10 protein-coding genes and 1 pseudogene are annotated in these 12,699 nt (G+C 43.6%); 4 read left to right on the top strand and 7 right to left on the bottom strand.

What is annotated here, in order from left to right:
* Together RDN93_RS15140 and RDN93_RS15135 are read left to right on the top strand one after the other, a co-directional pair.
* Positions 1–489 (top strand): annotated as a pseudogene (locus tag RDN93_RS15140) (DUF5115 domain-containing protein); the annotation flags it as partial.
* 17 nt (positions 490–506) lie between these two features.
* Positions 507–2,888, top strand: coding sequence for an alpha-amylase family glycosyl hydrolase (locus RDN93_RS15135; RefSeq protein ID WP_308746290.1), 2,382 nt, complete (start codon positions 507–509; stop codon positions 2,886–2,888).
* A 308-nt stretch (positions 2,889–3,196) separates the two neighbouring features.
* Here RDN93_RS15135 and RDN93_RS15130 read toward each other — a convergent pair whose 3' ends face one another.
* From RDN93_RS15130 to pta, 7 genes are all read right to left on the bottom strand, one after another.
* Complete coding sequence (locus RDN93_RS15130; protein WP_308746289.1) at positions 3,197–3,961, bottom strand: UDP-2,3-diacylglucosamine diphosphatase; 765 nt, start codon at positions 3,959–3,961, stop codon at positions 3,197–3,199.
* Between the two features lie 52 nt (positions 3,962–4,013).
* Positions 4,014–4,325, bottom strand: coding sequence for a metal-sulfur cluster assembly factor (locus RDN93_RS15125; RefSeq protein WP_022139307.1), 312 nt, complete (start codon positions 4,323–4,325; stop codon positions 4,014–4,016).
* Positions 4,326–4,485: 160 nt separating this feature from the next.
* Positions 4,486–7,125 (bottom strand): glycoside hydrolase family 2 TIM barrel-domain containing protein, encoded by a 2,640-nt coding sequence (locus RDN93_RS15120; RefSeq protein ID WP_308746288.1) that lies wholly within the window; start codon positions 7,123–7,125, stop codon positions 4,486–4,488.
* A 42-nt stretch (positions 7,126–7,167) separates the two neighbouring features.
* A complete protein-coding gene (gene radC, locus RDN93_RS15115; RefSeq protein WP_308746287.1) occupies positions 7,168–7,863 on the bottom strand; it encodes a DNA repair protein RadC in 696 nt (231 codons plus the stop codon).
* A 96-nt stretch (positions 7,864–7,959) separates the two neighbouring features.
* Positions 7,960–8,949 carry a glycosyltransferase gene (locus RDN93_RS15110; RefSeq protein WP_308746286.1) on the bottom strand — a complete coding sequence of 330 codons (990 nt, stop codon included), beginning with the start codon at positions 8,947–8,949 and terminating at the stop codon, positions 7,960–7,962.
* 137 nt (positions 8,950–9,086) lie between these two features.
* Complete coding sequence (locus RDN93_RS15105; protein WP_308746285.1) at positions 9,087–10,286, bottom strand: acetate kinase; 1,200 nt, start codon at positions 10,284–10,286, stop codon at positions 9,087–9,089.
* Between the two features lie 39 nt (positions 10,287–10,325).
* On the bottom strand, positions 10,326–11,345 hold the full coding sequence (gene pta / locus RDN93_RS15100; RefSeq protein ID WP_308746284.1) for a phosphate acetyltransferase: 1,020 nt from the start codon (positions 11,343–11,345) through the stop codon (positions 10,326–10,328).
* A 197-nt stretch (positions 11,346–11,542) separates the two neighbouring features.
* Here pta and RDN93_RS15095 point away from each other — a divergent pair, with 197 nt between their 5' ends.
* Positions 11,543–11,974, top strand: a complete 432-nt coding sequence (locus RDN93_RS15095; protein WP_308746283.1) for a CidA/LrgA family protein — start codon at positions 11,543–11,545, stop codon at positions 11,972–11,974.
* Positions 11,975–11,983: 9 nt separating this feature from the next.
* Entirely contained in the window at positions 11,984–12,679 is a 696-nt protein-coding gene (locus RDN93_RS15090; RefSeq protein WP_167961770.1) for an LrgB family protein, read from the top strand.
* Positions 12,680–12,699 lie beyond the last annotated feature (20 nt).

Genomic DNA, 12,699 nt, shown 5'->3' with positions numbered 1-12,699 from the left:
GCTTATTGGGGAATGTCGGAATTGAACGGTGGCTTTAAATTTACCGCACAGCCCTATTGGCCGGATGGTTCGAATGGCGGACTTGATTATGGATATGACTATTTTACCTCGAAAGAAGGTATGACAAATGATGGTGGAAACTTATCTTTACCACAGAGCATTTATTACATTGTAGTCAATTTGGACGACAAATACGTCTCTGCAACAGAAATGACATCTATGGATATTATAGGTACAGCCACAGGCGGATGGGAAAACGGTAAAGAATTAACTTATGATGCAACAGAAAAATGTTGGACTGTAAAGACGGAAATGACAGCAGGTGAATTTAAGCTCCGCGTTAATTCCAATTGGGATTCTGGCATTAGTTTCGGGGGAACATTAGATGCACCTAGTCCTTTTACAGGAGATAATATTGTAATGGATGTAACCGGCAACTATACTATAAAATTCTATCTGAACGGTAGACTAGTCCTCATTAAAGAATAATAAATGGAAAATACATTATGAAAAAAGATATAAGACATATGTTCTGGATGTTGCTCTGTCTATTCACGATAGTAGCATGTTCCGACGAAAATCACGAGATGTTAATCACCGGTCCGGAAATCCCCGAACTGGACCACGAACCGTCTATCGAAGAATTGGTAGAAGGAATTAATAATTACCCTACTAAATTCAAAGGCGACAAGCAAGGAAAAATCTGGTATAAAGCAGCAGCCGGTGACGACTTGTATGGATACGAAGGCGATGTATATGTTCACATCGGCATCAATGACTGGATGTATGTTCCTACGGAATGGGGTGTAAATGAAGATAAATACAAGGCAGAGAAAGTGGCGGATAATATTTGGTGCTTTACGCTTGCCCCGACAGTACGCGAATGGTTTGGTCCGGAAAATGCAGCAAACATTCAAAATGTCTGCATCCTCTTCCGCAATGATGAAGCGTTGACTGACGAAAAGAAAACCAGTGACTTCTTTATCACAGTCACCGGAGACAAGACTTTCACACCGGCTCCGGTAGAGATAGCCGCCTGCCCGGTTGAAGAAGCAGGTATTCATCCATCGGCTGACGGAACGTCTGTGACTTTCGCACTGTACGATTTGGATACGAATAACAATTATAAGGATTACGCCTGCCTGATTGGCGATTTCAATGATTGGGAACTTAGTACTGAATATCAGATGAAGCGTGATAATGACAAACACTTCTGGTGGTACACCGTTACGGGCATTGACCCCGCCAAAGAGTATGGCTTCCAATATTATATGGGTAGCGAAGAAGACGGCAACGTTCGTATTGGCGACCCCTATTGTGAAAAGGTGTTGGATGGCTCGAACGATAAATATCTTGTAGAACAGGGAGTTTATCCGGCTAGTGCCATACAGTATCCGAATGGAAAGACGACAGGCATTGTCTCTGTATTCCAAACGAAACCGGCATCCTACAACTGGCAAGTATCTGATTTCAAGATTGAGAATCCTGACAATATGGTTATTTATGAGTTACTGTTCCGTGACTTCACACAAACGGGTTCCGAACTTGCTACCGGTACAATCAAAGAGGCTACGAAACATTTGGATTACATCAAAAACTTGGGAGTGAATGCGATTGAGTTGATGCCAATACAAGAATTCGACGGGAATAATAGCTGGGGATACAATCCATGTTATTATTTTGCAATGGACAAAGCATATGGAACGAAGGAGGAATATAAGCAATTCATTGATGAATGTCATAAGCAAGGTATCGCAGTATTGTTGGATGTAGTCTACAACCATGCCACAGGCAGTCATCCATTTGCTAAACTTTATTGGAATTCGAAAGAAAGTAAGACTGCCAAGAACAATCCGTGGTTCAATGTCGACGCTCCGCACCCATTCAGCGTATTTCATGACTTCAACCACGAATCACCGCTCGTACGTGAATTTGTAAAACGTAACTTGAAGTTCTTGCTGGAAGAGTATAAGTTTGATGGTTTCCGTTTCGACTTAACTAAAGGATTTACTCAAAAGTCTAGTGATTCCAATTCATCCGGCAATTACGACCAGTCCCGTATTGATATTTTAGCAGCCTACCATGAAACTGTAAACGCTACAAACCCGAATGCCGTAATGATTCTAGAACACTTCTGTGACATATCAGAAGAAAAAGTCCTAGCTGAAAAAGGAATGAAGCTGTGGCATAACATGAATAAGAGCTATCGTCAATCCGGAATGGGAGAATCCAGTGAATCCGACTTCTCGTACATGCGGAATAGCGGGATGCCTGCCGATGGATGGGTCAATTATATGGAAAGTCATGATGAAGAGAGAGTTGCATACGAGCAAGGCGCTTTTGGCAATCTTAAGGATGCACCTCTTGCTACCCGCATGAAACAACTGGAAACAAATGCAGCCTTCTTCCTGACCGTTCCCGGTCCGAAAATGATTTGGCAGTTCGGCGAACTCGGATATGATTATTCCATCAAGTATAAATACGATGGCACAATGGGTTCTGATAAGAATACGGATGCCAAGCCTGTGAAATGGGATTATTTCACTGAACAATATCGGAAAGGCTTATATGACACTTATAGTACTTTGCTGAAATTACGCAATGATAATCCTGAGCTATTCAGTAATGATGCTTTCAAAGCTTGGAACGTCAGTGTTTCCGATTGGGATAAAGGTCGCTATCTAAGATTGGAATCCACTACAAAGAAATTGGTTGTAGTAGGTAATTTCAAGAATGAGCAGATTAATACAAATGTGTACTTTGGCAACACGGGAGATTGGTATGAATTGAATGGCAAAACATTGAATGTAACTAACAGTGATGCACAGTCTGTTACTATACCTGCCAATAGCTTCAAACTATACACTAGTTTTCAAATAAATAATTAATTGTGCGATTGTTATCAGAACTACCATAGAAGATAACCTATGATAATGTAATAAATCCCTGCTTCACAGTGCTGAAGCAGGGATTTATCGCTTTAATTATTTCTTATCGGTAGAGACTTTTCACTTCAAGCATGAGCTCTTTTTCCGTCCATTTAAGCGAGTTAGTTGTTTCATGCCTTGAAACAGTTTGTTTCTCACCGAGAAACGAAGTGTTTCACACCGAGAAACCATTCGTTTCACACCGGGAAACTTTTTGTTTCAAACCGGGTTGGAACTTTTTGTTTCAAACGGGGGTGAAACTATCCGCCTCAGACTTGCGTCTCGCCTTCTATATATTCTTCAAGAAAAAGGTTCTCGCCGTCGAATACGGCATAAGAGAAGAAATTAATCCAGTCTCCGAGTATCAGCACACGTGAAGTGGCACTTAGCATCAAATCCAGTTCAATATGACGATGCCCGTAAATAAAGAAATTGATATTCGGATGGCTTTTCAAATACTCTTTGGTATACAGTACCAGATGTTCCTGATTCTCACCCATATAGTCCGGTTCCTTTCCGTCAGCCCGTTTCTGTCTGCTACGTTTCGCCCATGACAAACCCAATTCTACACTCCAACGGGGATGAATGGCAGAAAATAGTGTCTGTAATGTTTTGCTGTGGAACATGGAACGAAGCAATTTGAACTTCTTGTCCGGGTCGCCCAATCCATCACCATGAGCAAGATAGAACTCTTTTCCATAAATTTCGGTAGTCAACGGCTCACGATGCATGATGACGCCACATTCTTTGGTGAGATAATCTCCACACCAGATATCATGATTGCCTATAAAGAAATGTACTTCCACTCCCATATCCGTCAGTTCGGAAAGTTTCCCCAAAAAGCGGGTATAACCTTTAGGAACCACCAACCGGAATTCATACCAGAAATCGAACATATCTCCCAGTAAATAAACAGCAGAAGCCTTATGCTTTATACTATCGAGAAAGTTCACCAGACGTCGCTCTTGCGTACGTCCATGCTCAATGGCACGGGAGCCAAGATGGGCATCGGAGAGGAAATAAACGTTCTTCATAAGTTTTGAGTTATTAGTTATAAGAGATTGGTTATGAGATTATCACTCGTAACTAAAGAAAGCCTAGTTCGAGCTTTGCTTCTTCACTCATCATATCCTTATCCCATTCCGGTTCAAACACCAGGTTAATGGTAGCCGAGTTCACTCCTTCCACTGATTCCACTTTCTGACGAATATCTTCCATGATAAAATCAGCAGCCGGACAATTCGGTGCTGTCAGAGTCATGTCAAGCACCACTTCCCCATTATCGGAGACATCAATCTTATAAATCAGTCCGAGGTCATATACGTTTACCGGAATTTCCGGGTCGTACACTGTCTTTAGCATGGCTACAATCTTTTCTTCTATTTCAAACTTTTCCATACGTCCTTATTTATTATGTATCGCAAAGATAGAGATAAAATACGAAAGACAAAAAATTAGGCACGGAATGCGTATCCCGTGCCTAAAGAATATTACATTACTCTCTATCTCCGGTTAATTAAAAAACGTACCGGAACGGCAAATTGTTGCAAAAGGAGTATCAATTCCTCTTTTCGCCAAAGTCTGTCTGTTGGCGTTCCACCTCTTTCAGCTTCAGTTCATTCAGTTCACGGCGCAGGCGTTCCAATTCCAATTCTGCGTCATTCTTTTTGTCTACCGAAGAGGACTCCACCTGTTTGATTAGACACTCTTCCGCTGCATCAAATACCAATGGATACATGGGAGCAGAAGAAGTCAGTTCCAGTTCTCCGCTTACAGGCATTTGGGAGCCTTCGAACAATACACTGGCTCTGACCTTTATCTTGCCCGGTTTCGTGGTAGACTGAATCAGCACCGGAGCACTTCCCCATTTCACAGGAGCGGGATTCGCCATTACAGCGGCATCCCCAAGGATACGCCCTTCACCTTCCACAAAAAACTTGATATAATAGTTGTTCAGACGCTTCACATTACCGTTCTTATCGGTAACTTCGGCTATTACAGTTACAAAGTCGGAACCATCAGCGCGTAAGTTTACACCTTCGTTATCTACCCTCAAGCGAATTTGTTCGGCACGGCGAGCCGGCAGAACTTTGTGGGTAGCCACGACCTTACCATCCATAAGCCCTTCCGCCAGCATGTAAACATCTTCCCCATGTTGCTCGCGGGTTAACTTCTTGTCCGTCATAAAATCGAATACACCCGGGAAAGTGATAACCGGAGAAGGCATTCCTTTCCGTGCCTTATCTTTCTTATATGTATATACCTTTCCGCCTTTATTAACCGTCAGGCGCACCTCATCACAATTTGAATAGACTGTTACGTCCCTGTTAGAAAACGGTGTCATCTCATGAGCAATATATACCATCGGGCCGCTTTCCGCCAGACCGTCGGAAGCCTCAGCCGGACGTTGCGCCTTAAACATATAATAAGAATATTTCGGCTGGCGGAATACGTCCATTACTCCCCCATAGAAAGGGTCGGGATGATAACCGCGCTGATGGTCGAACGAATGCCACAGGCAACCGCCCACGTGCCACGGAGATTCCTTATACAAGGCATCATAACAAGTATAATCGTAATAAGGAGAAGCATAATGCGCAGCTTGTATCAGCATGGGCTGTTCACCCCAGTTACGGGCTGTACGGCTGGGAGAGTTGTGAGCACTCCAGTCATCCACATTATCGCCCCATTCACGGGTAAAGTAAGTAATCTTAGGGTCACGTTTCGACACTTCCATCGGATGACTGAACTGAACCGAGAAATATTGCGCTCCTTTGGCTTGCGCATCACACCCCGAATAACAAGACGGATAAGGATATTCCTCATCAACGACTCCCTTCGCATGCCCGGCAAAATCCTCCGGATACCATGTCTCGTTCAGAATAGGTTCCCACAACCATACACAAGGATGGTTACGGTCACGGCGAACCAGATTACGAATATCATTATACACCCGTTTCGCAAAAATCGGTTCATCATTCCAAAACTGCCATCCGGGAGTATTCACTATAACAAACAGACCAAGTTCATCACAAGCATCCATAAATGCCGGGTCTTGCGGACAATGAGCGTTACGAATCACTTCCAGTCCCAAGTCTTTCAGTTTCTTCGCATCACGCCAGTGAATGCTGTTGGCCACCGCATTTCCTACTACTGCAAAATCCTGATGTCGATTAGCACCTATCAATGGCTTTCCATACGGTTTTCCGTTCAGCCAGAAACCGTCTTTTCCTTTGAATTCGATGCTGCGGATGCCGATACGGCGGCGATAACCGTCTACGACATTCCCATTCTTATCATAAATACGGATATACAGATTGTACAGATAAGGTGACGAAGGAGTCCACAAATGAGGTTGTTCCACTTTCATCTTTCCATTACGGCTTATCGCAGCACCTTTACGAATACTTAGCTTCATATCCGATGATGCCACCTCCTTACCGTCACGGTCGACTAACGAATAAGTGATGTTTCCGGTAAAGCTCCGTGTATTATCATTACGTATATGCGCTTTCAACAGAATATCCGCCGATTGCTCCGAAACATTGTCAAAAGCGACAAATAATCCGCCACCGGCTGTTTCATTCTCATAATTCGGGTCGGTGATAAACACATGATTGTGCGCAATCAGCCAGCAGTCACGATAGATACCGCCAAAGTATGTGTAATCCAATACGTCCTGCGGTTTTCCCGGAGCATAAGTAGGGTCATCGCTATTGTCAGCCCATACGGCTATTACATTATCTTCCCCCCAGTTTAACGCATTTGTCACATCAACCGATACAGGAAGGTAGCCACCAAAATGCTCTGCGAGCAAATTACCATTCACGTAGATTTTGCTTTTGCCCATAATGGCTTCAAAATGCAAAAACAGTTTCTTCCCTTTCAAGACATCTGCCGGAGTGAAATGTTTCCGGTACCAAATCTCTCCCTGGTAGTTGATGCAACCACTGGCTTCAGTGGGAAGATACTCGATGCCATTCGGCAAAGAGACTACCTGCCAGGCTTTGTCATTAAACTCTTTCGCTTCGGCACCGACGGCGCTTCCTTTATGAAAACGCCAGGCGGGATTCATCGAATATACGTCACGTCCCGTATCCGGCAATCGGAAAAAGCCGGCAGTCGAGAATTCCGGTTCGTAGGCGTATGCCATGAAAACCAGTAATAAAAACATTAAACTGACTGAGATTCGTTTCATACTATAATCACTTAATTTATTAAAGTCTTGGCCTATTGTATTTCAGAGCAATCCTTCATCCGCAAAGCTGTAAAAGCCTTCTTCACAGACTATCACATGGTCTATCAAATGAATATTCATTGTATCCGCCGCTTTGCGGATATGTTCTGTCAAGGTCTTGTCAGGTTGACTGGGATGAATATTGCCGGAAGGATGATTGTGTACCACGGCTATTTGTGTAGCTCTTTGCAAGAGTGCTTCCCGAAGAATTGTACGTACATCTGTATATGTCCCGTCTATTCCACCGGTACTTATGCGGACTTTATCTATCAGTTTCGTTGCCTGATTGAGTAATAAAACCCAAAACTCTTCCTGTTCCAGGTCACACATAAGAGGTTGGAAAATCTCGTAGATATCTTTTGAGCAAGTGATACGAAGTCTTTCTTGGATGCTTTGCAACTTTCGTCGCTTGCCTAATTCAAGAGCTGCCATAACTGTTATACTCTTTGCAGGTCCCATCCCTTTAAAACTGGAATAGTCGCACACTTCCCACTTCGCCAGAGAATTCAGGTTATTATCACAAGACAGGAGCAGGCGTCTCATCAGTTCGACAGCACTCTCTTCCGTATTTCCGGAGCCGATTAATATAGCGAGTAGTTCGGCATCACTCAATGCGGCTGCTCCCTTCTCCATCATTTTTTCCCGCGGGCGGTCTTCCAGTGCCCACTGGTTGATGGATAGTTTGTGTTTACTTTCCATAATCTTTAATTTGGGAGTGTAAAGGTAGGACTTTTAAAATAAAGTCACTTCCCTTTTAAGCAAAAAAGGAATGCCAACAGACAAATAAGAATTTGATTACTTATAAAAATTCTTTTGGAAAGCCTCGAACTCATCTTTCCCTCTTACACAACGCTGCCACCATGCACGCCAAAAGCCTGTTCCGTAGCCAATAAGTTGAATAAATGCGGCGGCAATGGAATAAATGCCGATAGGCAGGCTCTTATTCTGAATAGTAGAATCAATGCATACCAACAGTACATAGAGCATTATCGGTGTAAAACTGAAAAGACAAAACGGAGTTCCTAACAGTAGAAGCGCTACTCCCAACGTAAATACGGCAGGCAACAAATGAACCAGTTTCAGAGAATCCGGGTATTTCTTATAAAGGTTGATACGGGCAATGCCGGAGTTGTGCACTTGTTTGAAGAACTTCTTCAGGTCAGTCCGACGTTTATGATACACCCAGGCATCCGGGAAAAGACGGCAAGTATAGCCATTCTTAAAGATACGGATACTAAAATCAATATCCTCGCCAAAACGCATCTTGGAAAATCCCCCCAAAGCTTCGTACACTTTGCGGCGCACTCCCATATTAAAGCTACGGGGATAGAATTTATCCATTTTCTTTTTTCCGCCACGAATACCTCCGGTCGTGAAGAAAGAGGTCATGGAATAGTTAATCGCTTTCTGAATATCCGTAAAAGAATCATGCGCGCGGTCGGGACCGCCGAAAGCATTAGCGGGAGAAGTGAGAAGCTCCGCCTCTACGGCATCAAAATATCCTTCGGGTAGAATTACATCAGAATCTAATATAATAAGGTATTCCCCTTCGCTGCGTTCGGCTCCGTAATTACGGGTCTGTCCCGGTCCCGAATTGGGCTTAGAGAAGTATTTGATGTCCAGCCGGTCTGTATATCGTTCTGTCACTTCTTTACAGGGAATGGAAGAACCATCTTCCACTACAACGACTTCAAAATCTTTAAAGTGCTGCACAGTGAGACTTTGTAATAACTCGTCCACTTCGTCGGGACGATTGTAAACGGGGATTATGACGGAGTAACGCATGATAAAAACGGGATATAACTATTTGACCTGCAAAGTAAAGCAAAAAAACTGATACTTATAAAAGAATGATGAATTTCTATACATCAAAAAAGGCGGCACCATGAGGAGCCGCCCTATCCTATATAAAAGTCTATTTATTACTTCTTCAGAATATCCATTGTATCCGAAGCAATCAACAGCTCTTCGTCTGTCGGAATCACTACTACCTTCACTTTAGAAGCAGGAGTAGAAATGATAGCTTCTTCACCGCGAACCTTCGCATTCACGTCGTTATCGAGTTCGATACCCATGAATTCCATATCCTTACAAACCTCACGACGGCATTCCATCTGGTTCTCACCAACACCACCTGTGAACAGAATGATATCTACACCACCTAATGCAGCAGCATAAGCACCGATGTATTTTTTGATACGGTAGTAGTACATTTTTTCTGCAAGGATTGCCTTCTCATTACCGGCAGCACAAGCAGCCAACAGTTCACGCATATCGCTTGACACACCGGATATACCCAATACACCGCTCTTCTTATTTAAAAGGTTGGAAACACCGGTTGTATTCAAACCTTCTTTTTCCATGATGAACGTCACCGCGCCGGCATCGATGTCGCCACTACGAGTACCCATCATCAAACCTTCCAACGGAGTCAATCCCATAGTAGTATCCATACACTTACCATCTTTGATAGCAGCAATAGAACCACCATTACCGATGTGGCAAGTGATGATTTTCTTTCCTTCAGGATTAACACCCAGGAATTCGCATACACGTTTTGATACGTAGCGATGAGAAGTTCCGTGGAAGCCGTAACGGCGTACACCATATTTCTCGTACAATTCGTAAGGAATAGCGTACATATATGCGTAATCCGGCATTGTCTGGTGGAAAGCCGTATCAAATACGCCCACCTGAGGAATGTCAGGAAGAATAGCAGAAACTGCATTCACACCTTTCAGGTTGGCAGGGTTGTGAAGCGGAGCCAGGTCATTGCAAGCAGCGAAAGCCTCCAGAACTTCCTTGCTCAGCAATACAGATTCGCTGAAACGTTCGCCGCCGTGCACCATACGGTGACCTACCGCATTGATTTCATCCAAAGACTTGATAGCTCCATATTCAGGGCTAATCAATGTATTCAGGATAAATTCCACACCTACTGTATGTTCAGGAATATCTTTTTCGAGGATTTTCTTTTCGCCGTTCGGCAAGGTCAGTTTCAGGAACGAGCCTTTCAGGCCGATTTTTTCGATACCACCTTGAGCAATCACCTCTTTAGTGGTCATATCGAACAATTTATATTTAATAGATGAACTTCCGCAGTTCAATACCAGAATTTTCATACCGTTGTCGATTTAATACTTTATACCTAATACTTGTAGTTACTTGTTTGCTTTTGCAGCAATGGCCTGATTGGCTGTGATAGCAATCATGCGATATACATCTTCGATAGAACAGCCGCGAGACAGGTCGTTTACCGGACAAGCGATACCTTGAAGAATCGGGCCGATAGCGTCAGCATGTCCCAGGCGTTGAACTAATTTATAAGAGATGTTACCCACTTCCAGACTCGGAACAATCAGTACGTTTGCCTTTCCGGCTACAGGAGAACCCGGAGCTTTGCTTGCACCCACTTCAGGAACAAGAGCGGCATCCGCCTGTAGTTCGCCATCCAAATCAAGAGTCGGAGCCATTTCCTTGGCAATCTTAGTTGCTTCTACCACTTTGTCAACAACTTCGTGCTTGGCAGAGCCTTTCGTTGAGAAGCTCAACATAGCCACTTTCGGATTTTCGATTCCGGCAACAGCCTTTGCAGTCTGAGCTGTACAAACAGCAATCTGAGCCAATTGGTTAGCATCAGGAACCGGAGTCACAGCTACGTCACCCATTACCAGAATTCCATTCTTGCCGTATTCGGGAGCATGAGTCAACAACAGCATAGCACCTGACACGCAAGTGATACCCGGAGCTGTCTTGATAATCTGTAAAGCAGGACGCAATACATTGCCGGTAGTGTTACGGGCACCCGCCAACTGACCGTCAGCATCGCCGCTCTTCATCATTAAACAACCAAAGAACAAAGGATCGTTCGTCAATTTGCGGGCCTCTTCGATAGTCATTCCTTTCTTCTTGCGAAGTTCACACAGCAATTGTGCATACTCTTCATGTTTCGGAGAAGTCTCAGGGTCAATGATAGTAGCTTTACTGATATTTCCCAGTCCCCATTTTGTAGCAAGTTCATTGATTTCAGCCGGATTTCCTAATAAAATAAGGTCGGCTACTTCGTCTGTCAAAATCTGATTGGCAGCTTTCAATGTGCGTTCTTCAGTTCCTTCGGGAAGAACAATACGTTGGCGGTTTGCTTTCGCGCGTTCAACGATTTGGTTGATTAAATTGAGCATAGATATATTGAATATTATTATAAAACCTACTTACGATTTGTTATTTGCGGTGCAAAAGTACTCAATTTTGCAATATCCACATTACAAATTCGTTCGTTTTTTAGCCCCAAGTCTAAAATATTATAATATTTAACACTGTACTCCTATTTTTCATACCTTTGCAGCGTTTTCAAACAAAATCAATAGGTTATTAGTATATGATACGTCAGTGCGCCATTTTATTTGGCTGTTTGGCTTTGGGTGAATTAATAGTTTATCTTACGGGTATCAAGCTCCCCTCCAGCATCATCGGTATGCTGCTGCTCACCCTCTTTCTGAAATTAGGTTGGATTAAACTGCATTGGGTGCAAGGATTGTCCGACTTTCTGGTAGCTAACTTAGGTTTCTTTTTTGTTCCGCCCGGAGTGGCGCTTATGTTATACTTCGATGTTATTGCGGCAGAATTCTGGCCGATAGTGATAGCGACGATTGTTAGTACCGCCCTTGTGCTGGTTGTCACGGGATGGGTTCACCAAATTGTCCGCAAGTTCAGATTGGCGCACCAAATCAAGCTGGCACGCAAACTGCACCTCACAGATTTCCATCTGCCGGAAAGACTTCACCGTAAAGAAAAAAAACAACTTAACTGATAAAGACAAATGAGTTTCCTAGAAAATAATTTCTTTCTGTTAGCCATCACCTTCGGGGTTTTCTTCTTTGCCAAGTTGCTTCAGAAGAAAACAGGGTTAGTATTACTAAACCCGATATTACTGACTATCGCCGTTCTTATTATCTTCCTTAAAATGACCGGTATCTCTTATGAGACTTATAATAAAGGAGGACATCTTATCGAATTCTGGCTGCGCCCGGCTGTGGTTGCCTTGGGCGTACCTTTATATCTTCAGTTGGAAATGATTAAGAAGCAGTTATTGCCGATTCTCCTGTCGCAATTGGCAGGATGCATTGTCGGAGTTATTTCGGTAGTGCTGATTGCTAAATTCATGGGAGCCTCACAAGAAGTAATTCTGTCTCTCGCTCCCAAATCTGTGACTACCCCGATTGCAATGGAAGTGACGAAAGCCATCGGAGGAATTCCGTCACTGACGGCGGCAGTTGTGGTAGCTGTCGGATTATTGGGAGCTATCTGCGGTTTCAAAACAATGCAGATAATGCGTGTAGGCAGTCCCATTGCCCAAGGACTATCTATGGGGACAGCCGCTCATGCGGTCGGAACCTCGACTGCAATGGACGTCAGCAGCAAATACGGAGCATACGCCAGTCTGGGATTGACACTGAACGGAATATTCACCGCATTGCTAACACCCACCATCCTTCGATTATTAGGCATTCTGTAAAAACAAAATCGCCCGATTTT

Source organism: uncultured Bacteroides sp. (assembly GCF_902491285.1).
GTDB lineage: Bacteria > Bacteroidota > Bacteroidia > Bacteroidales > Bacteroidaceae > Bacteroides.
Note: the sequence above shows the minus strand (reverse complement) of the source record. Positions and strands in the feature narration are given on the sequence as shown.